Annotated in this window: 16 protein-coding genes and 2 pseudogenes; 11 read left to right on the top strand and 7 right to left on the bottom strand. The window is 58.0% G+C overall.

Annotated elements, in window-relative coordinates; translation table 11 throughout:
- The first annotated feature begins 74 nt into the window (after positions 1-74).
- Positions 75-2,102 (top strand): tetratricopeptide repeat-containing sulfotransferase family protein, encoded by a 2,028-nt coding sequence (locus tag AC4HNJ_RS07715; RefSeq protein WP_490478974.1) that lies wholly within the window; start codon positions 75-77, stop codon positions 2,100-2,102.
- A 76-nt stretch (positions 2,103-2,178) separates the two neighbouring features.
- Here the strand turns inward: AC4HNJ_RS07715 and AC4HNJ_RS07710 are convergent.
- A pseudogene (locus tag AC4HNJ_RS07710) lies at positions 2,179-2,622 on the bottom strand (O-methyltransferase); the annotation flags it as partial.
- A 1-nt stretch (position 2,623) separates the two neighbouring features.
- Here AC4HNJ_RS07710 and AC4HNJ_RS07705 point away from each other — a divergent pair.
- Positions 2,624-2,875 (top strand): annotated as a pseudogene (locus AC4HNJ_RS07705) (TetR/AcrR family transcriptional regulator); the annotation flags it as partial.
- A 153-nt stretch (positions 2,876-3,028) separates the two neighbouring features.
- On the opposite strand, the gene AC4HNJ_RS07700 reads toward AC4HNJ_RS07705, so the two are convergent.
- Entirely contained in the window at positions 3,029-3,433 is a 405-nt protein-coding gene (locus tag AC4HNJ_RS07700; protein ID WP_490478973.1) for a DUF1801 domain-containing protein, read from the bottom strand.
- 127 nt (positions 3,434-3,560) lie between these two features.
- On the opposite strand from AC4HNJ_RS07700, the gene AC4HNJ_RS07695 reads away from it, so the two are divergent.
- From AC4HNJ_RS07695 to AC4HNJ_RS07670, 6 genes are all read left to right on the top strand, one after another.
- Positions 3,561-4,811, top strand: a complete 1,251-nt coding sequence (locus AC4HNJ_RS07695) for an SGNH/GDSL hydrolase family protein (protein WP_490478972.1) — start codon at positions 3,561-3,563, stop codon at positions 4,809-4,811.
- 363 nt (positions 4,812-5,174) lie between these two features.
- A complete protein-coding gene (locus AC4HNJ_RS07690; protein WP_490478971.1) occupies positions 5,175-7,289 on the top strand; it encodes a family 43 glycosylhydrolase in 2,115 nt (704 codons plus the stop codon).
- A gap of 343 nt (positions 7,290-7,632) precedes the next feature.
- The gene (locus tag AC4HNJ_RS07685; RefSeq protein WP_490478970.1) at positions 7,633-8,400 is read left to right on the top strand and encodes an SAM-dependent methyltransferase; all 768 of its coding nucleotides are present in this window, start codon (positions 7,633-7,635) and stop codon (positions 8,398-8,400) included.
- A 179-nt stretch (positions 8,401-8,579) separates the two neighbouring features.
- Entirely contained in the window at positions 8,580-8,864 is a 285-nt protein-coding gene (locus AC4HNJ_RS07680; protein WP_490478969.1) for a hypothetical protein, read from the top strand.
- Positions 8,865-8,944: 80 nt separating this feature from the next.
- The gene (locus tag AC4HNJ_RS07675; protein ID WP_490478968.1) at positions 8,945-10,654 is read left to right on the top strand and encodes a sensor domain-containing diguanylate cyclase; all 1,710 of its coding nucleotides are present in this window, start codon (positions 8,945-8,947) and stop codon (positions 10,652-10,654) included.
- A gap of 156 nt (positions 10,655-10,810) precedes the next feature.
- Positions 10,811-11,512, top strand: coding sequence for a MarC family protein (locus AC4HNJ_RS07670; protein WP_490478967.1), 702 nt, complete (start codon positions 10,811-10,813; stop codon positions 11,510-11,512).
- A gap of 139 nt (positions 11,513-11,651) precedes the next feature.
- On the opposite strand, the gene AC4HNJ_RS07665 is transcribed toward AC4HNJ_RS07670, so the two are convergent.
- The 4 genes from AC4HNJ_RS07665 to AC4HNJ_RS07650 form a co-directional block, all read right to left on the bottom strand.
- Positions 11,652-13,229 carry a hypothetical protein gene (locus AC4HNJ_RS07665; RefSeq protein WP_490478966.1) on the bottom strand — a complete coding sequence of 526 codons (1,578 nt, stop codon included), beginning with the start codon at positions 13,227-13,229 and terminating at the stop codon, positions 11,652-11,654.
- An 852-nt stretch (positions 13,230-14,081) separates the two neighbouring features.
- Complete coding sequence (locus AC4HNJ_RS07660) at positions 14,082-16,076, bottom strand: SPFH domain-containing protein (RefSeq protein ID WP_490478965.1); 1,995 nt, start codon at positions 16,074-16,076, stop codon at positions 14,082-14,084.
- Positions 16,077-16,656: 580 nt separating this feature from the next.
- Positions 16,657-17,445, bottom strand: coding sequence for a M15 family metallopeptidase (locus AC4HNJ_RS07655; RefSeq protein WP_490478964.1), 789 nt, complete (start codon positions 17,443-17,445; stop codon positions 16,657-16,659).
- 51 nt (positions 17,446-17,496) lie between these two features.
- Positions 17,497-18,201 carry a hypothetical protein gene (locus AC4HNJ_RS07650; protein WP_490478963.1) on the bottom strand — a complete coding sequence of 235 codons (705 nt, stop codon included), beginning with the start codon at positions 18,199-18,201 and terminating at the stop codon, positions 17,497-17,499.
- Between the two features lie 177 nt (positions 18,202-18,378).
- On the opposite strand from AC4HNJ_RS07650, the gene AC4HNJ_RS07645 reads away from it, so the two are divergent.
- The gene (locus AC4HNJ_RS07645; protein WP_490478962.1) at positions 18,379-19,266 is read left to right on the top strand and encodes an EamA family transporter; all 888 of its coding nucleotides are present in this window, start codon (positions 18,379-18,381) and stop codon (positions 19,264-19,266) included.
- A gap of 112 nt (positions 19,267-19,378) precedes the next feature.
- Here the strand turns inward: AC4HNJ_RS07645 and AC4HNJ_RS07640 are convergent, their stop codons facing one another.
- Positions 19,379-20,425, bottom strand: a complete 1,047-nt coding sequence (locus tag AC4HNJ_RS07640; protein WP_490478961.1) for a sulfotransferase family protein — start codon at positions 20,423-20,425, stop codon at positions 19,379-19,381.
- 311 nt (positions 20,426-20,736) lie between these two features.
- Between AC4HNJ_RS07640 and AC4HNJ_RS07635 the strand changes: the two genes are divergently transcribed.
- Together AC4HNJ_RS07635 and AC4HNJ_RS07630 are read left to right on the top strand one after the other, a co-directional pair.
- Positions 20,737-23,304: a TonB-dependent receptor gene (locus tag AC4HNJ_RS07635; RefSeq protein WP_490478960.1), complete on the top strand. Its 2,568-nt coding sequence runs from the start codon at positions 20,737-20,739 to the stop codon at positions 23,302-23,304.
- Positions 23,305-23,480: 176 nt separating this feature from the next.
- Positions 23,481-23,996: a hypothetical protein gene (locus AC4HNJ_RS07630; RefSeq protein WP_490478959.1), complete on the top strand. Its 516-nt coding sequence runs from the start codon at positions 23,481-23,483 to the stop codon at positions 23,994-23,996.
- Positions 23,997-24,080 lie beyond the last annotated feature (84 nt).

The raw sequence follows: 24,080 nt of genomic DNA, 5'->3' as shown, positions 1-24,080 counted from the left end.
GCTTACTCCGCGAGCAGGAAAGTAGAATAGGGTGGGCGCAAGCCCACCCTCTTTTTTAAGGTGTGTGATCACCCATGAATGCGACGGCAGTCCATCCGGACCCGACATCGGCAGGGCAGGACATCGAGCATGTACGCCAACTGCAACGCGAGGGACAGCATGCGCAGGCCCTGCAGGCAGCCAAGGCGCTGGCCATCGCGCTGCCGCAACACCGCGATGTGCTTTATCTGATCGCCAGGAGCCAGCGCTACCTGGGCGAGATCGATGCCGCGCTGCAGACACTGGCCCAGCTTGAACGGGACCATGCGGGCTTCAGCCGGTTGCACGAGGAACGCGGCCACTGTTACGTGGTGCTGCGCGATGCGCCGCGTGCGATTGACGCACTGCTGCGCGCCGTCAATATCAATCCCGCACTTCCTTCAAGCTGGAATTTACTGGAAGGGCTTTACCGGATGACCGGCGACGCGTCCAATGCGGCCACCGCCGCCTCGCACGTTGCCACACTCAAACGCCTGGCACCCGATGTCATCGCCGCGACAAGCCTGTTTTCGGACGGCGACCTGGACCCCGCGGAGGCCATGATCCGCGCATACCTTCTCAAGGCCGGCCATGATGTCGAGGCCATGCGCCTGCTCGCCCGCATTGGCCTGGCGCGCGACGTGCTTGACGACGCCGAGATCCTGCTTGACGCCGTGCTGAAGATTGCTCCGGATTATCGTGCGGCGCGCTATGACTATGCCTGCGTGCTATTCGAACGGCATCTGTATAAGCGCGCCTGCGAAGAGATCCAAAAGTTGCTTGCGCTCGATCCCCATCATCTCGACTACCGCACGCTCTACGCCAGCGCGAGCGTAGGACTGGGCGACCATGAGCGCGCCATTGCGCTGTATCGCGAACTTCTGCGCGAAGCCCCGCTTGCCGCGGACCTGCATCTTTCGCTGGCGCATTCGCTTAAAACCCAGGGGCGGCAGGCAGAGGCCATCGACGCTTATCGTGCGGCTATAGCGGCGCGCCCCCACTTCGGCGATGCTTATTGGAGCCTGGCCAATCTCAAGACTTACCGTTTCCTGGACGATGAAATTGCCAGCATGCGCAGCGAGGAGGCATCGCCGGCCACGCCGCTTATCGATCGCTACCATTTGTGTTTCGCCCTGGGCAAGGCGCTCGAGGATCGTGGCGACTTTGCCGAATCGTGGCATTACTATGCGCGTGGCAATGCGCTCAAGCGATCCGAAAGCCGCTATCGCCCTGAGATCATCGAGACCAATACACGCAAGCAGATCGACATCTGCACGCGCGAGTTCCTTGCAAGCCGCGCAGGGGGCGGCGATCCGAGCCCCGAGCCCATTTTCATCGTAGGGCTGCCGCGCGCAGGCTCTACCTTGATCGAACAGATCCTTGCATCGCATTCGCTGGTCGACGGTACGCAGGAGTTGGCCGATATTCCCCGCATCGTGCTTGAATTGCAGGGACGAGAGCCCGACCTCGACGACCCACGCTATCCGGGAGTACTGGCCACGATGCGTCCCGAGGATTTTCGCACCCTGGGTGAAAAGTACCTGCGCGATACCCGCATCTATCGCAGCGGGAAACCTTTTTTCATCGACAAGATGCCCAACAACTTCCGTCATCTCGGGCTGATCCACTTGATGCTGCCGAACGCCAAGATCATTGACGCGCGCCGCGAACCCATGGCCTGCTGTTTCAGCAATCTCAAGCAGCTATTCGCTACCGGCCAGGAGTTCGCCTATAGCATCGAAGACATCGCACGTTACTACCGCACTTACCTGGAGCTGATGGAGCACTGGGACAAGGTGTTGCCGGACCGTGTGCTGCGTGTCCATCACGAAGATGTCGTCGACGATCTCGAAGGCAGCGTCCATCGCATGCTCAATTTCTGCGGCCTGCCATTCGAGCCGGGCTGCCTGGCATTTCACAAGACTGCGCGCAGCGTACGCACCGCCAGCTCCGAGCAGGTGCGCCGCCCTATTTTCCGCGACGGTATCGACCAATGGACACATTACGCCGAGCATCTCGCGCCGCTCGAAGAGATGCTTGGCGATGCACGGGTGCGTTATCGCATGGACCGCGACCAGGCGTGACGCAATGCCCATACAACACCGGTGCGACCGTGACTTTTGCGACCATCGCGGTGGAACGACTCCTGGACGGCCGATATCAACCGGTGCGCAGGGATAACTCGACGTCTTCGGCAAACGGGATCGAGAGATAGCCCTTGGTGAGTGAGCGCACACGTGCCAGGTACCCGGGACAGTAATCCACGTTATCAGCGACGATAAGCGATCCCGGCCGCAAGCGGGTTTCCAGCAGACTCAGTATTTCCGGATAAAGCGCCTTCGCACCATCGAGCAAGACCAGGTCGATCGTTTCGGGAAGATCGACGCTCAAGGTCTTCAGGGCGTCGCCTTCCCGGATGTCCACCAGGTCGATGAGGCCGCCGGCTTTCAGATTGTCGCGAGCCCTCGCCACTTTGGATGATTCAAATTCACTGGTGATCAGGCGGCCTCCGCCGTTGTCTCGCAATGCAGCGGCGAGATGCAGGGTGGAAATGCCGAACGAGGTTCCGAATTCAACGATCGTTTCCGCCTTGCAGCTTCGCGCTTATCACGATGCGCCTGAGGCGCATGCAGCAAAAGCGTCGGGAGATCGCGCTATGCGGCGCTTCATGCGCGACGTTTTACCCAAAGCTTCAAGCACGACGCGCGCATTGGCTGGCGGCCTGATCACCACGACACTCAGCGCGGTGGGAAAGCAGTTTTCAGAGAGTCCTCGAACTGCTGCAGAAATCGCCGCCTACGCCAATGCCATGGCGGGCATGTTCTGCGCCTACCTGGAACGTCTTCAGTCCGGCTGAAGCTGGTGTCCAAATGGATCAACCCTTTTCCGGCTCCCGGATAGGGACGGCCAAACGCTTTCGTGCTTTCGCACCTGTCCGCACGACCTTGGATTCCAGCTCGTCACGACAAGAAGAAAGCCAGCCAAGCGACGACACGCCGCCTGGCGCAGCTCAGCCCTTGGCTTTCGCTTTGGACTTATTGAATGTCACCGCAGCGCGAATCAGCGTCTTCAAGGCCTTCTCGTTTATTTTCTCGCCTTCGTGGAAGTCGATGGCACGCCGTGTATGGCCATCCAGGCTGGCGTTGAAAAGCTTCGACGGGTCGTGCAGGGACGCGCCCTGGGCGAACGTCATCTTTACTGCGCTTTTGTAGGTCTCACCGGTACAGATGATGCCGTCGTGATACCACACCGGCACTCCTCGCCACTTCCATTCTTCGACGGCATCGGGATCAGCCTCCTTGATCAGGGCACGTAGCCGTCCGAGCATCTCACCTCGCCAGTCGTCCAGTTCCTTGATCTTTGCGTCGATGCGTTGCGAAGGCGACTCGCCACTCTGCCGTTCATTCTTGGTCATAGGTATTTTCTCCGTTGATTCCGCTCGATCCCCTTTCATGACTGATGGGCCATGGATCTGGACTAAAAAAACAAAGTCAGGTCATTATCCGGTTATCGACAAATATCAGGTCCGGCTGATGAAACCCATGCGGAAAGATTTTCAGAACCTTTTTCTCATCGCCGCATTGGCTTTCGCAACAACGTACGCTTCAGCACATCAGCCCGATCCTCCGCAGACCTGGATCGCGACCTGGGGTGCCGCGCAGCAGATTCCCGAGCCTCGCAACAGCTTGCCGCCGGATGACCTGCACGATGCTACGGTAAGGCAGATTTTTCATTTGTCTGTGGCTGGCAAGAAGTTGCGCGTAAGAGTATCGAATGCCTTCGGCACCACGCCACTGCATTTCACGTCAGTACACATCGCGCGTCCGCTGGCTGCAGATTCACCGGCGATCGATCCATCGAGCGACCGTGCGCTGACCTTTGCGGGTGCGCCGGATGTCATCGTACCGCCAGGCGCTGAGTTCTTGTCCGATCCTGTCGACTATCCGGTGGGCGCCTTGTCGAACCTGGCGGTCACGTTCCATCTGGATGAAGCTCCAACGGTGGAGACAGGGCATCCGGGTTCGCGAGCCACTACTTACTTCGTGCACGGCAATGCGGTCGGCGCAGCGAACTTTACTGCGCCGGGCAAGGTGGATCATTGGTATCAGATCGCAGAAATCGACGTGCAGGCGTCATCGCCTGAAGCAGGCACCGTCGTAGCACTGGGCGATTCGATCACCGACGGACACGCATCGACGACCAACGGCAACGACCGATGGACCGATGTGCTGGCGCAGCGGCTGCAGCAGTCGGCCGCGACTCGCGAGATCGGCGTGGTCAACAAAGGCATCGGCGGCAACCATCTTCTGAAGGATGGACTGGGGCCGAATGCGTTGGCGCGTTTCGATCGCGATGTGCTGGCACCGTCCGACGTCCGCTGGTTGATCGTGCTTGAGGGAGTCAATGATCTCGGGGATCTGACGCGGACTGGCGACGTCCCAGCGGCCGAGCACGCCGACCTGGTACACAGGATCATTGCGTCCTATCAGCAGATTATCGAACGCGCTCATGCACATGGCATCCGCGTGATCGGCGCCACGATTACTCCGTTTGCAGGGTCGGATTATTACCATCCTGGCCCCCTGACCTTGGCAGACAGGCGGACCATCAACCGGTGGATCCGGGCACCCGGACATTTCGATGCCGTGGTCGATTTCGATGCCGTGGTGCGGGATCCGCACCAGCCCGACCGACTACTGCCTGCTTACGATTGCGGGGATCATCTGCATCCCTCGCCCGTCGGATATCGAGCCATGGGCGAGGCCATTCCGCTTGCGTTGTTTGCGCGTTAGCGCAATGCCGAACTCGTTCTGCTGACGCCAGCCATCTGATGCGGCCTCTCCTTCAATCGGGGAGAGTCATGCTTGGCACTCGATTCACGGCTTCCAAACGCGTGCGCGATGACGCAGAGATGCCCGACTGGCATTTTCGCTGAATAATCATACAATATGATTGAATGGCCATATTGGTGGTACGGGGAAGAAAACCCGCAAGCATGCAGCGCATGGATTCGGCACCCTTGGCGGCCGCTCTCTGCCTACCTTGGTCAACGGTACGACGAAGGCGCGGCGTGAAAATTTTCATTCATTTCAACCGCGACATGTAACGACACCGTCGTGACGGCCGACGGCATACAGCAGAGGGGACATCGAGTCATGATCCGCATCAGTGTCCAGAGGGCTTTGCTCGCGGCAACCATTTTTGCTGCATTCAATGTTGTGCATGCGGCTGATGCGCCGAAGCCGCCGATCAATCAGGCATTGCACAAACAGACAGTACGCGAGTTCGTACGTCTGGAAGGCGGCGGCCATTCCCTGCGCATCCATCTGGACAATCGCTATGGCAGCATGCAGGTTACTTTGGGTGATGTGACCATCGCACGCGTGGCGCAACAGGATAGCGATGCGGTCGATCCCGCTTCGACGGTGGCCGTAACGTTTCACGGGGCGAAGCAGATCGTGCTGCCTGCGCACGGCGTGATCGATAGCGATGTCATTCCGTTTCCGGCAAGCGCAGGCGAACGGCTGGCCATCAGCCTGTTTGTGCCCGGAAATGCACAAGCCGCTTCCTGGCATGTGGGCTCGCGTTATCAGCAGGAGCTTTCATCACCCGGCGACCATGCGCGCGACGCACGCTTCCAACCTGCGCAGCGTGTCGCCGGCTACGACTGGCTGAGCCGTGTCGATGTGCTCACCGATTCGACCATGCAGGCTGCGGTGGCGTTGGGCGATTCCATCACGAACGGTTTTCGCTCCAGCCCAGGTCATAGTTATCCGGAACAACTGGCCGGGCGCCTTCGTCAGGCAGGCTGCATCGTTCCCGTACTCAATGCCGGCATCGATGGCAATCAGGTCGCGGACGGCCTGGGAAATTTCGGCCAGGGCAACAGCATGCTCAAGCGCTTGCAGCACGACGTGCTGGATGTCCCCGGCGCACACTATTTACTGGTACTAGGTGGCATCAACGACGTGGGTGAGCCGACCATTGCCGCCCACCATGCCGGCAAACCGCTGCCCACCGCGCAAGCGCTTGCGCAGCCAGTAATCGCGGCACTTCAACGCATCGCCGAGCGGGCACACGAGCACGGTTTGTATGTCTATGGCGCCACGCTGCCGCCGTTCGGCGGAACGGCTGGCGCCTATTCCCCGCAAAGCGAACAGGCGCGCCAAACCATCAACGCTTGGATACGGCAGCACGCTCCCTACGATGCGGTGATCGATTTCGACCTGGTGCTGCGGGATCCCGCGCATCCACAGCAGTTGTTGCCGCGCCTGGACAGTGGCGACCATATTCATCCGAACGACGCCGGCTACCGTGCCATGGCAGACGCCATTCCACTCGCCCTGTTCCAATGCACCGCCAAAGCCGTGCGCGGCGAAGCGCCATTGCTGCCTTCGGGGCCGGACCCATGGGTCACCCAGCGAGATGGTGTTTATTACTACACCAGCACGGAAGGCGACCGCATTTCATTGCGCAAGACCACGGATATGACACGCCTGGCCGAGGCCCGCCCCATCGTGGTCTGGCGGGCTCCGCAGCAAGGGCCCCATTCCACTTCGATCTGGGCACCTGAACTCCATTACCTGGATGGCAAGTGGTACCTGTATTACTCAGGCGCGGACAAAGCTCACGACGACGATGCCCATCGCCATGTCTTTGTGCTGGAAAACGCCTCGCCTGATCCCACCCAGGGTCCGTGGCTCGACAAAGGCATGCTCAAAACGCATTTCAATGGTATCGACGGCACCGTATTCGACCATGCAGGCAAACGCTATTTCGTTTATTCCGCCTACGTCGGCGATCACAGCGACTTGATCATCGCGCCCATGCCGACACCATGGACCCTGGGCGAGCCGCAGGTGGATATTGCACATCCCACTTACCGCTGGGAGATGCAAGGTGGCCGCAAAATCATGGAAGCACCCGAATTTCTCCAAGGACCGCGCGGCACCTTATTCCTTACTTATTCCGCCAGCGCGTGCTGGTCGGACGGCTATTCGCTTGGCTTGCTGGCGGCCAGCCCGACAGCTGACCCGCTCGATCCTTCCTCGTGGCACAAATCGCCAACGCCAGTGCTGACCAGCTCACCGACACTGGGTTTCTATGCCCCCGGGCACAACGGCTTCTTCAAAACACCCGATGGGCGGGACTGGATCATCTTCCACGCCAACGGCGGTCCAGGCTGGAAATGCACGCCACGTCGCGCGCCGTACATCAAGCCGTTCCATTGGGATGCGCAGGGACGGCCTGACTTCATGGGTAAAACATAACAGCTGACCTGCCACCTCATGCAGGCCAGCAGGTAAAGTCGCGAGACATCGCATGCCCAACACACGCAGGGCTGTTGACGCGCAATCCGTCACCGAAGTGGACTCAATGCGTCACTTGCATACGAGTAGCTGTCGATCAGGGTTTCGCTGATCGATCCAGGTTGTCCACAGGCTTGATTCAAGCGAGGCACGAAAGCGAGGGCACGGTCTTTGCTTTCAAATGGGTCGGCGCAGCGCGCCAACCTTCACAAAAAATTTGCCCTACTATCTCGCTATGAATACATCTCCCCTGTCGCTTTCGAATGATATGCCCCGCGGGCGCCTCGCCTGTGTCGGCATGGGCATGACGCTGGGTTCCCATCTCACACCACTGGCGCGCAGCCATATTGAACAGGCAGATGTGATATTCGCGGCACTGTCCGATGGCATCGTGCAGCTGTGGCTGCAACGCATGCACCCGGACGTACGCAGCCTCCAGCCCTATTACCAGGAAGGCAAGTCGCGAATGAAGACCTATCGGCAATGGGTCGACGTGATAATGACCGAGGTGCGCGCTGGTAAGCATGTCTGCGGAGTGTTCTACGGTCATCCCGGCATCTTTGCCTGGTCCCCGCACAAAGTCATCGAAGTCGCTCGCGCGGAAGGCTTCGAGGCGCATATGGAACCCGGCATTTCTGCCGAAGACTGCCTTTATGCCGACCTGGGCATCGATCCCGGCCGTTTCGGTTGTCAGCATTTTGAGGCCAGCCAGTTGCTTTTTTACGAGCGGCGTATCGACCCTGCGGGATATCTGGTGCTGTGGCAGGTTGGCCTGGTCGGCGATCGATCACTGGCGCGCTTCCAGACCGGACCAGCCTATCGGCAGGTATTGGTAGATCTGCTGAGCCAGGATTATCCGCTGGACCATGAAGTGCTCATCTATCGTGCAGCAACACTGCCTATCGAGAAGCCACGCGTGCGTCGAGCGGCCCTGCGAGACTTACCCCATCTCCCGCTTACCGCCGAGGAAACAGTGATATTGCCGCCGGCTCAGACCCTAAAGCTCAATGCGGCGATACAGGAACGATTGGAGGAACTGGACAAACTGAACAGAGTGGACGCCGTAGCCTAAGGCGCGGAAAGCTGTCGGAACCCCCGCTTCAAGGAAGGCAGCCTCAGTGCTCACTGCCATATTCAAGAAGTACCGGCACCGGCCGTCATCATGCTTGGTCACGCTCATGCCAGTGCGTCACCGAGTTATCAAACTCATCAAACGACTCTCTGCACTAATACATGAAACAGGCGAAATACATGACAGATACGATTGAGTTGCTGGAAGCCATCGGACGTGACGCCTCGCTGCGTCACGCCTCGACTGCGGAGCTCACTGCCATGCTTGAGCAGGCGCAAGCCTCCGACACCCTCAAGGTTACGGTGGCATCGGGTGACATCACGCGACTATCGGGAGAATTGGGACAACCGCCATGTCAGCCGCCCCAGATCATTCAAACACCCGGTCACGAGGAAGACGAACCGGAAGAAGACGAGCCGCTTGATACACCGGCTTCCGACGACGGCGAGTCGCCGTCCCATTAATAAGTAAAACCCATATGCCTCGACTGCCGAGCGGCACTAAGTTATGGCTTGCCATGGCGGCCTTAACTTGGTGCTCGCTCGTGCCACCCGGCAAAGCCACCACGCCTATTGGCAACCCGACCCAATTGCTTGATCAGATCGAGAGCTTCCGCACGGAGAACCATCCGCGGTTTGTCCAGATGCTGGAACAGATCCATCGCGAACGACCTCTCCTGACGCCACATGAGCAGTGGCATTTACGTTACCTCGATGCATGGGAGACCATGTTCGAAGGTGACTACTCCAAGTCTCAGGTGCAGCTGCGTAACGTTATCGATCACTCCAATGATCTGACCTTGATCGCCAAGGCATCGGGACTGCTCCTGACCAATCTGGCTGCCAATCGACGTTATGAAGAAGCTTTCGCGTTAGCCAATCGCCTGACGGCCAGCCTACCTGATATCAAGGATTCTTCGGCCCGCCTTACGCTGCTGATAAATCTTTCGCAAATGCTCGATCTGGCCGGCCAGACCGACTTGGCCGTCCAATACGCGCGCATGGCGGAGGACGCCACTCCCGCAGGTGAAGCCTTGTGCCGCCCGCTCTCCGTAGAAGCGGCGGCGCTTTACAACGGAAAGCGGCTGACGCCTGCCAGCCCGGAGTTGTCGCGAGCTATCAATAGCTGTGTAGTCGAGCGGGAACCCGTCATCGCCAACTCCATGCGACTCACCCTGGTTGCTCTCTATCTGGATGAAAGCCTGCCAAACAAAGCCTTGGCCCTACTCGACCGGATGGCTCCCGATATACGCCTCGACCAGTACCACCCGCAAATGTTGTCTTCCCTGGTGGAGCGGGCCGAAGCTTACGCCAAGCTCGGCAATGATGACAGCGCCAAGAAGGCTGCTCTCGCTGCCCTGGCCATGAGTCATTCCGATGACATCAGTGAGTGGCTGATGGTGGCCTATCAGGTGCTTTATCAAGTCGAGAAGAAACATGGCCACAACGCTGCCGCGCTGTCGTATTACGAACACTACGTTATCCAGGACAAGGGCTATCTCGATGACATCAGTGCCAGAGCGCTGGCTTACGAGATGGCGCAGCAGAAGATGCTCGTCCAAAAACTGGAGACAGAAAAACTCAGCAGGCAGAACAATGTTCTTCGATTACAACAGGCATTGGACAGCAAGGCGGTAGAGACCAGCCGCCTCTACATCATCCTGCTGTTCCTCATCCTGATCTCCGTCACCTTCTGGCTGCTACGACTCAAGCGCTCGCAACTTCGCTTCAAAGAATTGTCTTCGCTCGATGGGTTGACCGGTATCTTCAACCATCAGCACTTCATGAGCGAAGCCGGTGATGCCTTGCGCGGCCTGGAAAGGAAATTCGGCAACGCCTGCCTGGTGTTCATCGACCTGGACCACTTCAAGCAGGTCAACGATACCTATGGCCATGCCATGGGAGACGCGGTATTGAGACGCACCGTCACTATCTGCCGGCAACAGCTTCGCCCTGCAGATTTGTTCGGGCGCCTGGGAGGCGAGGAATTTGGCGTGCTACTACTCGAATACTCCCGCGCTCAGGGCATGGTCATTGCTGATCGCATTCGCCTTGCCATTGAAGCGGCGCGAGTCGATGTGGACGGATCCATCGTGTCGTTTTCGGCCAGCATCGGGCTGGCTTCCACTGACACATGCGGTTACGAACTGCAACGATTGTGCAGGGAGGCAGATACAGCGCTCTACAAAGCCAAGCGCACGGGCCGCAATCGCGTCATCGCCGACGTCGAAAATAATCGACTGGCCGGAGCTTGAAACCTGGCGCACTCCCCGGTCGGACGCAACAGAAACTCATTCAGATCGATCCTATTCAAAATGCACCAAGCATGCGCTTTGGAGCAAACACTCAGCTAATGTAGCCCACTGACAATGATGTCTCCGTCGGGCGCTTGAGAAGCGGACAGATAAGCCATGCACTTCGAACCCTTACCCCTGAACTCGGTCATTGGCGCATTCCTCATCGGATTTCCCGCCTTGTTTTCGATCGTCAATCCGGTGGGATCGTCGCTTATCTTCTATGAGCTTACGGCCAGCCGCTCCCATCGGGAGCGCGTAGCGATGGCGAGGTCTGTGGCGATAAACGCTTCCTTGGTGCTGATGGGATCACTTTGGCTAGGAAGTTATGTGCTCAACGTCTTTGGCGTCAGCCTGGGCGCCCTGCGCGTAGGTGGCGGATTGGTCGTTGCCGTGACCGCGTGGAAGCTGCTCATGCCGAAGAGTTCCGATAACGCGGCGGACAATGACAAGGCGAGTGAACCGATCAATCCGAAAGCCAGCCTGACCTTCTTTCCGCTTACCATGCCGATTACCACCGGCCCCGGGACGATTGCGGTCGCCATAGCCCTGGCCTCCGAACGCCCGTTGGTCGATGAGGGCACGATTTCATTCTTCATTGGCTTGACCTTGGCCGCGTTGGCAAACGCCATCCTGGTGTTTGTGGCTTATGTATTCGCCGACCGCGTTCTGCTGAAACTGGGCGACTCGGGCGCTCGCGTCGTCACGCAGCTGATGGCGTTTCTTCTGCTCTGCATCGGAGTACAAATCATCAGCAGTGGCGGTGAAGGACTGTTCGCAACCTGGCTTGCGCAAATGGCTCACTCACACGGCAAGTGAGCGACATTGCTTCGCTCGCGACGGCAGTGCGGAAGCGTGAAGAAATCCTCCATTGAATAAGTGCTACGCACGGTGGGCCGCGAAGCAGCCCACCGGCGAAACCTGCCGTGATAGCAGAAAAGCGCAGGTCTATTTCGTCTTACTTGCTCTTCTGCAAGTACCTCACCACCTTGTTCATCAAGATCGGCTCGAAAGTGCCGGCTGTTTCCGGCTGAAGATCGCGCCCACCGGCAAGGATGAAACTGAAATCCGATCCGCCGTGTTGCGCGTTGCCATGGCATCCCATGCAACCGCCCATGCTGTAAGCCATGCCGCTATAGGCAACGTTCTTGAATGGCTTTCCATCCTCGCTGAAGTCCGTAATGGTATTCACGAGGGTTCCACTTTTGTTGTTAAAGAACCCATGCGGATAGGGGTAGAACTGACCGCTGAAAACCTGCAAGTCGTAATCCGTCTCGATCGTGCTGTTCGCCTGGTAATAGGTGGAAGCGTCCGGTTTGTCGTAGGTCTTGCCGGGCGTCAACTTGTCAATCGGACGAGCCTGCACGCTGACAAGCTTGTAGTAGGCCCAGGGCGTCTTCGGGTCTTTCGGGAAGTGCTTACTCATATATGCAGCTATTGCATCGTGAGCTTCCTTGTTGACCTCGATGACATCCTTGGCGATCAAATGCTCACGCCGCTCAACCTTGATGGTGCCGGTGACAAGTCCGGTATTGGAGAGGTTGCTGTAGTTGAGCTCTTTATCGGCATCGCCAAATCCGTCTACGCTGAACGCAAAGGACTGTCCAGCATGAGGCGTCGCGTTGATGGACTCTATGTTTGGTTTCAACGGATGCGGCGCATCGCCCAGATAATTGCCGTCAGGATCTTCCGTCGGCCGGCCGTCGGCACCCACGATATTGTCGGCCTGCTCGAAGGTCGCAAAAATGAAATACGGCGCCGAAGGTGTTTTTTGAATGATGTGCAGACCGACGAGCGCAAGTGTTTCGTCGATATCGTGTATGCCGCCTCCCGCAGCATCCTTGACGTAATAGCGTGCCTTCGTGGTGTAGAAGCGACTGCGGTCTTCCTTCGGCCCCAGCCTGCGCCAGGCCGCCTTTACTTCGATCGTACCGTAGGGAAAGCTCACGAGCTCCTTGGAGCCCGCTTGTGGATCTTTATGGTTGTATTGAATGTATTGCCGCGTCGCATGCATGTACGGTGTAAGGATCGATCCCGACCACCAACCTTTGGGACAGACGTAGTCGAACTCTACGCGGTTTGCTTTCGCCATGAACAAAATCTGGTTGCTCAGGGGACGCGCCGTGCCCGCCGCAGTCCCTGCAAAAATGTGATCTAACCCGATCTGGCTGTTTTCATCCAGATTGATCCAGGGCGGATTGGCGCCCGACTTGGGCCCGTTTTCATAGTTGTACTGGGGCAAGGTGTCGTAATCGCATGTGTAGCGTGGATAGTCCTTGCCGCTATTGGCAGTCGCCCCGGGTGGAAGACCTGTTCCGGGAAAAATCTCGACCTTGCTGCGGAAGGTATGCCATACCAACGGCCCGGTGTAGCGCGGATCACCGAATTGTTCGGCGGTATTCGGCATATCTCGTGTATCGGGCTTGCCAGTCTGGGCAACTGCCGGCCAGTTCAACGCAATAAATTCTTCCCAGGCAAAACGGGCCGCATCGGTAAGTGTGGCGTGGGATGCGCCACCCGGTATGTCGCTAGGCACGTGCGAGCTGATTTTAATCGGTGACGTTCCCTGCGCCGTCACCAAAGAAGCGAATAAACACGACGCGATACTGATGGCTATCCCAGCACGCCGGACGGCTAAACAAACTTTCATAAGCAAATCCCCCTGTTGAAAACGTATGACGGTGCGCTACTGCAGGTTCGCTAATGGAACCTCTTGTATGCCGCGACACCGAACGGCGCACCGGTTATCGGTGGCGGCATGACTACACGCGCTTCTTAGGCGCGAGGAAAGCGTGTTACAAATCGGCATCGCCACCGTCGGCTGCAGATCAACGTCAAGCTTGAAGCCGTCTCGCAATACCACAGATACGGGCTTGTCCGCCGTGCGTTATCGGAATCTTGAATAGATTGATCATCAGCCCATGGCGCGCAAGAAAACGGTTCGCGCGACGAAGACACTCAACGGGCCGCTAGCGACCAGCAGCCTTTGGAAATGTCGCACTGGGTGTCCCGATAACCGGACGTCGGCCGACATACGGCCACGACGACGGGGCGGCTGTAGCCGCACCAACGCAAACATGCATCCCCTGCCCCCTGTCCTTTTGCAGTCTTCTGAAATCTAGCCGAGGCGCATGTCTAGGCCATGTGAAGCTCGGCTGGACCTTATGGATGCTCCACGAGCGATCGAACCCCTAGGAAACGGCCATACGGATGGCAGGCACCCGTGCACACGCCATCTCGCCCAAAAACAAGGCCTATCGTCCATGTCCATCTGCAAATCGTGCCCATATAAAAGCTGACATGAGGATCCGGCCTGTTTGCAAACTAACTACAGGATGAGGCCGCGCACCGGGCACGGCCTCATTCTTACATCACTGCTGCGGGCGCTCTACATTTTTGCCGAGTGATTCCTTCTCTCTTCCTTTTCAATCCCATCGATCTTTTCGGCCATAAACGTATTGGCCAGCTGGGCTAGCGTGGAAAGTGCATCGCCACCATTCGTACCCAATGCAATCTTCGGCACGATGGCGATCTGACCTTCGCGTAATGCGTCCGCAAATTGCCGGCCCAGGTCATTGATAAGTTGCATCCGGGCACCTTCACCTGTCAGCGCCTCAGCTTTGGCGCGTATCGCACTGGCCTCGGCCTTGCCCACGGATTCGGTCGCGGCAGCCTTGCCTTCGCCAACCGCGATCTGGCGTTTGCGCTCCGCATCGGCATTGATGTTGATGACCTGCGCTTCCTTCGTCGCCGCAGCAATCGCCGCATCACCCTCATTCGTCCTGATTTTTACGCTGATTTCGGACTTCGTCAGTTCTGTCTGGATCTGGGTTCTCGCCTGCGCTTCGCGCAAGCTGCGCTCCTTGATGGCCGCTTGCTGCTGCTGGTCATAGGTGTCCATTTGCTCCTTTGCCACCTGGCGATCCCGTAGCTGATTGAGAATAGTGTCGATCCGCTGACCGGAAGCGTCGCCCGCGTTGCCGTGCGGTGTACCGATCAGCACTTCCTGCAATTCAAGGTTGTAAGCGGCAAAGCGCTCCTTCATGTCGATGCTCGCCTTTTCCTGGATGGCCGAACGTTCTTGCAACAGTTCGAGCAGGGTCTTGGTCTGTCCGGTGTTCTTGAAATACGCCGACACCATGGGATCCAGCGTCTGATCCACCAGGCGCTTGATGTCGCCAAAGCGCTGCACCACGAGTGGCGCCTTGCGGTAATCGATGTGCACGACCACCGACAGGGGCATCAGTGGCTCGAAGGCGTCCTTGGTAATCAGTGCGACTTCGCTCAGGTTTTCATCGTATTTGTGCGCGTTGGTAATCTCCTTCGACCATTTCAGAATGAAATTGGTCGTCGGCACCAGCTGGATCTTGCCGGCGAAGGTGTTGAAGGCATACTTGCCCGGCAAAAGCGGTTCTTTCCAAACGCCGCGGCAACCGTTGTCGACCAGTTCGCCATGCGAATAACCGTCGCCGGAGCGGTCGGCTCCTGCCTTGCCAAAATAGGAAACCACGACGCCTACGCTGCCTACCGGCACCACGGTCTTCCTGATGAATTCGACGGTGGCGAACAGGCGATTGAGATAATACGTACCCTCCACCAGCACTTGGTGCTGCCGGCCGCGTCGACCACCCGCACGCAGAAAGGCATTGATGTTCTGGAAATTGTTGTGGAACGTCGCCCTGTCAGCGGGGTTCTCGCCGACCCTCGGCGCGACAATTTCATCCGGTGGCAGAACGGGGCCATCGTGGATCGTCACCACGCCAAGCACATCGCGCGGATCCTCATCCGTCCGTTCTGACCTGTCTGCCACGGCGGAAGAAGCGCCGCCGATGACAACCGGCGTGAAACCGTTACGGTCGCGCAATGCTTGCCCCATGTGATCGACAGTGTCTTTCTCTTCGTTCGAGAGCAGCAGACCATGCACGCGCGCTGCGGTGATGATGGCGAACTGCGCCACGTTGATGGCATGTGTGCCTTCGCGAAGCAGGGCGCGCTGCGGCCCTTTCTGGCCACCCGCCTTGAGGAAGGCGGCCGCATCCTCGATCCCGGCGTCGACGATGGCTCCCAGCGTTTGGCCGTCCATCAGTTCACGGCCATCGCGCGCGAAGACATAGCCGAGTTCACCTTGGGGGATGGTTACCAGGTCGACCTTGTGTACGCGGTACTGGAAAGGGAAAAAGTAGTGAATGCCGCCCCGCAAAACCTGAGGCTGAAAGCCGACCTCGCCATTCAGCGCAAGCAGGCCGCGAGTCAGTGAGGGGGCGCCCCAAAGGCGCTCCACGATCCCGACGCGGTCGTTCGGGATATAGACCACGGCGTTGGATAGGAAAGTAAACGCCACCAACACCGCCATGGTTACTGCCAATGCGATAAGGATGATCATTTGTGGTTGTCCTGGCTGGAAAAGGTGCCTGACCTACGGTCAGGTCCGTGATACATGACAAGCGCGCACATCCGTTCGAGGACTTGCGCTACCTGTCTTTGGCTGCAGTGAACCGCGACCCGACGGCGTGCGTGGGACGTAACTCATGAAGATTCAGTGTCCGTGCCCTGCGCGACGTGGACGACCACGTGCGCTGGCACGCGATGCGTTACTACGCGAATGCGTGCCTTATGGCTGAAGTGTGGTGTCGTCGTCGATCCGCAGGACTCTCTGGAAAACACCCGCTGCACGACAACTTCCGGCAGATCATGGAAGACATGGAAAATGGAATGGGCATGGCGATGACCACGAGCAAAGCAAGCGCCTAGCTGCTCTCGCTTGAGACCTGGAAGAAGTGGGAGAAGATGTCCCGGTTAGACGGGATGCTTTCGTGCGGCCATTTTGCGCAACGCGACGAAACCGAGGGGACAATGCAGAATGCGGATCATGTTGGCCGTTCACTCGACCTTTGATGCGCGCAAGTCTACTCCGTTTTTTGGGCGATGCCAGTGACGTTATAACAGAGCCGTCGCAGCGAATATCACGGCGAAATCCGGCGCACGGGAAAATCGAAGTAAGTGTCCGGATAAGGCTCGTTCTTCAGCGTGAAATGCCACCACTCCGTATCCAGCGGTACAAATCCGGCATCCACCATGAGTGATTGCAACAACAGTCGATTCGCCCTGGCCTGCGGCGTGATGTGTTGGAAAGACGGATGCGATACAGGGCTAAAACAATCGAAGCCCGTGCCAAAGTCGAGACTGTTGTCCGGCGCACGCGCTTTTTGTGGCCCGGTGCAAGCCACCAGCGTGGCCTCCTGCGGAAAAACAGGTATCACGCTACCTGATGGCACGATGGTGAGGTCGATCGTGCTTCCCCGGCTATGGCCGGAGTGAGCGGCGATGTAGCCCTCATCAAATAGCCGAGCCTTGGGAACGGATGGATAAAATTCCGCAGCCATCTTCGTGTCGTGCACACGGCTTGCCCATTGCACGAAATCGTCCACTGCTCGTTGTGGCCGATAACAGTCGTAGGCCTTGAGTGTCAGCCCCATGGCAAGGAGCCTGCCCTCGACGTTTGCCAATGCCCTAGCGGCTGGCTCGGTAAGCAGGCACACGCCCTGCTCATAACCGCGGATTCTTCGTCCGACAAAATTGTGACGGGAGATGTACCGCATATCGAATTGCATCTGAGGAATCATTTGGCCGACATCGACGAAATTCGATGGACGCCGGCTTTCCACCTTGAAAGCGCTATCCCACGCTGCCGAAACGGATGAGGCGAGTCCGATGACCAGCCCGGCGATGATGGCATGGCTTTTGATGTTCATACGCACTCCATTGGTTCATCGATTTCCATCCGATCCGTGACGCCCATGCGATCAGTAAAGCTGATCCCTGATACGGGTCAGTTCGTCTTCCCGCTTCGCGAGATCGGCTTGCGTCGCTTTCTCCGCATTGTCATCGATCTTCTGCGAGTAATCGTCATGGCCATGGGGGACCACTGCACTACCGTACTCACCTTCGTAAATAGCATTGAGCATGGCGACATCCTGGACCGCTCGGAAAAACCAGGCTCGCATCGCAGGATCCAGATCAAGCGTCCTGGTGCGCGCAGACTCCCACAGTTCGCCAATGGCCTTCTCCGACCTGCTTTTTGCAGCCTCAGCAGCTTCCCTGTCTTTTGGGATCTGACCCTTGAAGAAGCCGAACATATTGTCCCGTTGCATGGCCTCGACGCTAGACTTGAACTCATAAACAGCGTTTTCGCATGCGACCAGCTTCGTCCATAAATCGTCACTTGCACTTCTGGTCAACGATGCCTTGACCTGCTGCAGGTCAATACTGCTTTTGTAGCGCTCCAGGATAAAATTTCCATACAGCGTGATGAACGCCATCATCGCTCCGACAAAGAGCGCTATACATAGCTTCTCCGTGAGCATCATGCGCCACTCGTGATCCTGCCTGGATTGCTGCGCAAGATAGTCGAGCCGCACCCGTCGATCCAGCAACATGCAATCCCTTTCATATTGCGCTTGCAGGGTTCGATTCGCTTGCTGATCTATATAGCGACTGGTCTTTTTCATATGTCCTTGGCATCCATCATGGAGACGTTGATGCGGTGTCGTTGCACCGGTTTCTCAATCCATAGGCGAGCAATCACCGCAATAACTCCGGCAGGCTATTAGCAGCCTTTCTCACACAATGAGCCCGATCGCTTTTCCTATATGCTTGGAGTGACCTACCCCCGTCAGCTATCGGACATGCCTCGCGTCGATACCCATCCGCTTCGCTCCATGGCCGTGGCGATCAGCGTGTTGCTGGTTGCCATGGCATCGTATCAATGCGGTGCGGCCATCGCGAAACATCTGTTCCCCGCCGTGGGCGCGGAAGGCGCAACGGCGTATCGCCTCGGCCTGGGTGCCTTGATCCTGTTGATGCTGCGCCGCCCTTGGCGATCGCGCTCAACGAAGCAAAACAGACGTGCCTTGTGGGGTTATGGCTTGTCTCTCGGCGCCATGAATCTGATGTTCTACATGGCACTCCAGCGGATTCCCCTGGGCCTCGCCGTGGCACTGGAATTTACGGGCCCACTGGCCGTTGCGTTGTTCCACTCTCGTCGCTGGCTGGACATCGTGTGGATCGTGCTGGTCGGCATGGCGCTCGTGACATTGCTGCCGCTTGGACATACCGCGCAGCGCCTGGATCCGGCCGGCGTGGCTTACGCGTTCTGTGCCGGCGTCGGCTGGGCGCTTTATATTCTCTTTGGCCAGAAGGCCGGTGCTGCCTATGGAAACGACGCCGCAGCGTGGGGCACATCCATCGCCGCACTGCTGGCGTTACCTATTGGCTTTGCTCACGCGGGCCACGCGTTGCTTTCTCTTTCGCTGCTGTGGCCCGCCCTGGGGCTGGCCGTGCTCAGCTCCGCGCTGCCTTATTCGCTGGAAATGATTGCCCTGACGCGACTCACCGCCCGCACCTTCGGCGTGCTGTTGAGCCTGGAGCCAGCCTTGGCGGCGCTCGCAGGCATGCTCTTTCTTGGCGAGCGCCTGACTTCGCGGCAATGGTTCGCCATCGTCGCGATCATCATTGCATCCGCCGGCACCGTGATAAGTGTGCGACAGGTCGCGGCTGAACCACGGATACCGTAACGCCCTCGCCGTGCGGTCGGATGGTTTCCGCTAGCGCTTGCTGTCCTGCGCTTGCCGACACACGTGCCGCGCATGCTTGATGGCAACGCCATGCCACGCTCCTCAGCATGACTCACGAAAAGCGGTGCAGCAGCGCCATGCCGGGTGCGCAAGCCGATTCGAGGCGCATTCGCTCCTGCGCAGGCAAGGCCATCCATTTGGGCGGATTCTTACGTATCCGCCCGGCGGCCTGCGCAAGCCAGGAAGCATTATCGAGACGGGAATCCATAAAATGGACGATGCGCCGAAGCTCCGCTTCCGGCGCATCCAGCATCGACTCGTAGCGCACATGGAGTACCCGCTCGGCAGGTATCTGCTCCAGCATTTTCAGGCCCATGGCAATCATGCCGGACCACACCATGCCGATTCGCTCAATCGGCAGTTCGAAGCGCTGGAACACGTCGACGTCAAAACTTTCGGGCAACAAGCCGCGCCAGGCCGGCGGTAAATCCTCCGGTATTTCATCTGTCGGCGTGAGATAGAGCCCCGCGCCGAATCGTTGCCTGTACATGGCGCTGATCATGCCCATCCGCATCGGTGCAAAGCGGCTGGCCGAAAGCGCAAACTCCCGACCGTCGCGAAAGACGTGTATGAATTTGGCGTCTGGAAAGAAGTGCGATAGCGGATGCACCAGGCTGAGCGAAGCACCCGACCGCTCGCACCAGTAGCGACGACCCAAGCGTGTGCACAGCCATTGGAAGACGCGGAGATATTGCTGATGAACGCGATCTTCGGGCAGCGACTCGACGAACACGCGCAGTTCTTCATGCAGTGCGTCCGCGTCGTCGGTAAGCAGCGGAAGCGTCATGGCCAACAGCGGCGGGATGCCCGTTTCGCGGAAACGTAAAGCAGCGGCCAAGGGATAGCGAAACTCGTCAATGACAAGGCCACGCTCCATGAGGCGAAGCCACGCCGTATGACGGGGGCGCGGCTCGCTCAACACCGACCAGAAGTCCGGGCCATTGACGGGGTCCTTCCGAAAGCCCAGCGGATGGAGCGCGTTGAATAACTCGGAAAGGCTAAGGATGTCCGGATGCAAAGAAAGAAGCTCGGACAGCATCGTCGAACCGGAGCGACCCGTGCTGACGATAAACAGCGGCGCTTGGGACGGTTTTGTCATAACGGGGTTTGTACGTTATTGATCTCGAAACCGGAAGGGACGCGACGTCATTCTCTCGTGCGGCATCGGTCGCCATGAAGCCCGGACTGTCAGGGCGCAGGCATTGATTTACCGAACTGCTTCGTCGTGCGGCTCTCTCACCATGTTCTTTCCTTGGCAAATGCCATTCCGGCATATCTCGCCGCAGCACATGGCAAGCGTGCGATCGCGTGTTCGGTTTTACGGTTTTTCTACGGTCGCGTCGATGTTGTAGTGCAGCAATTTTACGTAATGAGCTTCTAACGTTCTCGCAGTTTTGCAAGGAAAAAGCGATGAACGTTAGGATTGTTTCAAAGCACCAAGACGTGCTTCACAGCCACCGTGCCGCAGCACGGCCCGAACAGCTATTTCTCAAGGCATCCGCCTTGTTGGCGCCGATGATTCGGTGGCGCAAGGCCATTGGCCAGTGCGGAGGCAGACACCACGCAAAGACGACTACCGCACCGGTCCTGTTGGGTCTTGTGGCGGCGGGTTTTTGTTTGCAGGCACAGGCGCAAACAGGCCCCTCTCCACCCGACACGACCACGGCAGCAGCCGCATCATCCAAAACGGCCAGAACGCTTGATGAAGTCACCGTGACCTCGCAAAAACGCGCCACGAATGAGCAGACGACGCCCGTCAGCATGAGCGTGGTAAGCGGCGATGCGTTGCAAGATCGCGGTATCACCAACTTCTCAAGCCTGGCTCAATCGACACCCGGCGTATCGCTCAAAAGCGAAGGCCCCGGCCAGACCGAAATTGAACTGCGTGGCATGACATCCAGCGGCGGCAATTCACCGACCGTTGGTTTTTATCTGGATGACATTCCGCTTACCGCACCAGCAGGCGCCCAAAACGGCAAGGTCGTCATCGATCCCACCTTGTACGACCTCAGCCAGGTCGAAGTGCTGCGTGGCCCTCAAGGCACTTTGTACGGCTCCGGTTCCATGGGCGGCACCGTTCGCCTGATCACCAACCGGCCGGACCTGAGCGGATTCAGTGGTTCCGCGGAGACCACGCTATCAGGCACGGATGGCGGCGGATTCAATCACGCCGAGAACGTGATGCTGAATATTCCGCTGGAGCAAGACAAGCTTGCGCTGCGTGTCGTGGCGACGCAGGCCGATACCAGCGGCTGGATTGATCGCATCGTTGAAAGTCCCTTCCCTCTTGTCAGCACCCATGGCGCGGTGCGCGGCGATGTGGAAAACGCACCCGTCGAAAAGCAGTATCCCGGTTCGAATGCACAACACCTCACGGGATTCAGAGCCACCCTGCTGTGGAAGCCGACCGATAACCTGAGCATCACGCCGTCCTTCTTCCTGGAGAACAGCAAGCAAAATGGCATCAGCGCCTACGACAGCGTCCCCGCCACGGATGCCCACTACCAGCCCTTCGATATCGCCGAGCCGCTGACCGACAAGATTTCCATTTTCAGCATCAACGCGAAATACAGTCTGGACACGGTCGACATCACGTCCACCACCGCCTATTGGAGCCGGCGTTCACAGCAGACAGAAGATGCCAGCGAGGATTTCAATAATCCCAATACCGGCGTGACATATGCTTCCAACTACGGCCTGCCAAATCCGGGCTATTACGGGCCCAGTGGCAGCGGGCCGGTCTGGGGTCATGAAGACGATCCTTCTCGCCAGTTGAGCGAGGAGCTCAGATTCGCCTCCAAGAGCGACGGACCCATCAATGGCGTGGGAGGACTTTTTTTCTCGGACTATTCGTCGACCTGGACGTTCAATGGCTCGACCGCCAATCCCTATGCCTTCATGGATGAAGGTACGTTCGAGCGAGCCACCACGACCCATTGGTTCGATGTCTTCTCACCCACGCACATGAAGCAATACGCGATTTTCGGCGACCTGACCTACAACATCACCGACTCGTTGAAGGCCGACTTGGGTCTTCGCTATTACCGTTACGATTACTGGTTTTCTTCGACCATCAGCGGCTGGGGTTCGGCACTGGGCGCCGCCACGCCGTCGGCATCGGGACTGATCACCCAGAATGGCGGCAGCTTTGATCCCAAATTCAATCTTTCTTATCAGCTCAACCCGAACATCATGGGTTACCTGACCATCTCGAAAGGCTCTCGACCGGGTGGCGGAAACGCCAGGTATCCCACCACTGGCGAATACTGGAGCGCGGTATTCAGCGCTTACAAATTCAACGGCGGGCATTGGCCGTCCAGCTACTCGCCCGACTTTGTCTGGAGTTACGAACTGGGCGAAAAGGGGGAATTCTTCGATCATCGCTTTTTGATCAATGCCGATGCCTATTATGAGAATTGGCGCAATATCCAGCTTGAAGCGCTGCCCGGCGACTGGGCTCTCAACATCAACGGAAAGGAAGCGCGCATTTACGGCAGCGAGGTAGAGACGCGCGCCATCCTCGGCCATGGCTTCGAGCTGTCTGTGTCGGGAAGCTACAACCATTCCTACGTCGATTCGGGTCCGCATTGGCAGATCACGCCGACCGACGTTCTCTCCGATGTCGCGCCCGTCGTCGGAAACATGATTTTCAGCTACACGAAGGATCTCGGGGATGTCTATTCGTTGAAGTTCCAGGTCGAGAATGCATACGTAGGCCGCCGTTACTCCCTGGCCTTCCCTTACGGTTACTCACTCAATGGCGAATACATCCGCCTGCCTTCGTACGACTTGACCAATATGCGCGTCACGCTGAGTTCGAGCGATGGCTGGAATGCCGCACTATTCGTCGACAACGCGTTTAACCGGCGCGCAGAACTGGAAAGTCTCTTCCAGGAAAATCTTCCCAGCGCCGCATTCAATCGCATCGTCACCAATCAACCGCGAACCATCGGTGTCGACTTGTCTTACAACTTTTAATGGAAATAAACGTTCCGGCCAGCGGGGCGATGATGTCCTCATCGCCCCGCTGGCCGGCCGCGTCCGTCGGACTAGGGTCGATGACTGGCTCAAGTCAACCGCTCATACGGAACTCCGATCCGCGGCCATGGTCGAGTTCTGAGCGTACCGGTTGGACGCGTTTAGGGGAGAGTTCAATGAAGAGGCGAACCTACAAGCTATTCGCCGTGGTCGCCGCGATGGCCATGGCAGTCCCAGCCATCGGAGCTACGCCGCCCAGCCTGTCCGTGGAAGGTCACGATCTAGCCGACTTGCATACGCTATGGAGCCGCTATCAGCAAGCTGTCGCGAAGAAAGATGCGAGAGCACTGCTGGCGATGTATGTAAGCGAGAATGTTTCGGTCATGGGCGGGATTGCTCCTAAATCCTACGCAATCATCACGGCAGCCAATAAACAACCGGTGCCACGTACCTTCCTGATGACCGCAAAGGAAAATGTTGTCGGTGAAATCAAGCTACCGCCAGATCAGACTGAAAACCTCGATATTCATTCCGATGGGGAAATCGGGTCAGTATCGTTTGACTATAGGGCCAAAGTAGGACATGGCCGGATCATCTGGACAACGGTCCATACAAACAAGGGATGGAAAATAGCTTCCGTCGTTTATTCGATCAATGTTCCTGCTGCGGACAGCAAGAGCACCTCGCGGTAACGATCCCTGTGGCGTATCCCGTGCGGTTGTAAGGGAAGGCAGATCTCCCGCACACGTCATCTCAAGCCGGGGTGTGCTCGCTTG

The organism is Dyella sp. SYSU CM1112, from assembly GCF_058216415.1.
The sequence above is the reverse complement of the archived record's forward strand: the minus strand, read 5'-3'. Positions and strand labels throughout refer to the sequence as shown.

Excerpts from the sequence above, each read along its gene's own strand:
- AC4HNJ_RS07650 (WP_490478963.1), bottom strand. The coding sequence starts at position 18,201 with ATGAAAAAGACCAGTCGCTATATAGATCAGCAAGCGAATCGAACCCTG.
- AC4HNJ_RS07695 (WP_490478972.1), top strand. The coding sequence starts at position 3,561 with ATGCGGAAAGATTTTCAGAACCTTTTTCTCATCGCCGCATTGGCTTTC.
- AC4HNJ_RS07645 (WP_490478962.1), top strand. The coding sequence starts at position 18,379 with ATGCCTCGCGTCGATACCCATCCGCTTCGCTCCATGGCCGTGGCGATC.
- AC4HNJ_RS07635 (WP_490478960.1), top strand. The coding sequence starts at position 20,737 with ATGAACGTTAGGATTGTTTCAAAGCACCAAGACGTGCTTCACAGCCAC.
- AC4HNJ_RS07680 (WP_490478969.1), top strand. The coding sequence starts at position 8,580 with ATGACAGATACGATTGAGTTGCTGGAAGCCATCGGACGTGACGCCTCG.
- AC4HNJ_RS07655 (WP_490478964.1), bottom strand. The coding sequence starts at position 17,445 with ATGAACATCAAAAGCCATGCCATCATCGCCGGGCTGGTCATCGGACTC.
- AC4HNJ_RS07630 (WP_490478959.1), top strand. The coding sequence starts at position 23,481 with ATGAAGAGGCGAACCTACAAGCTATTCGCCGTGGTCGCCGCGATGGCC.
- AC4HNJ_RS07700 (WP_490478973.1), bottom strand. The coding sequence starts at position 3,433 with ATGACCAAGAATGAACGGCAGAGTGGCGAGTCGCCTTCGCAACGCATC.
- AC4HNJ_RS07670 (WP_490478967.1), top strand. The coding sequence starts at position 10,811 with ATGCACTTCGAACCCTTACCCCTGAACTCGGTCATTGGCGCATTCCTC.
- AC4HNJ_RS07690 (WP_490478971.1), top strand. The coding sequence starts at position 5,175 with ATGATCCGCATCAGTGTCCAGAGGGCTTTGCTCGCGGCAACCATTTTT.
- AC4HNJ_RS07685 (WP_490478970.1), top strand. The coding sequence starts at position 7,633 with ATGACGCTGGGTTCCCATCTCACACCACTGGCGCGCAGCCATATTGAA.
- AC4HNJ_RS07660 (WP_490478965.1), bottom strand. The coding sequence starts at position 16,076 with ATGATCATCCTTATCGCATTGGCAGTAACCATGGCGGTGTTGGTGGCG.
- AC4HNJ_RS07640 (WP_490478961.1), bottom strand. The coding sequence starts at position 20,425 with ATGACAAAACCGTCCCAAGCGCCGCTGTTTATCGTCAGCACGGGTCGC.
- AC4HNJ_RS07715 (WP_490478974.1), top strand. The coding sequence starts at position 75 with ATGAATGCGACGGCAGTCCATCCGGACCCGACATCGGCAGGGCAGGAC.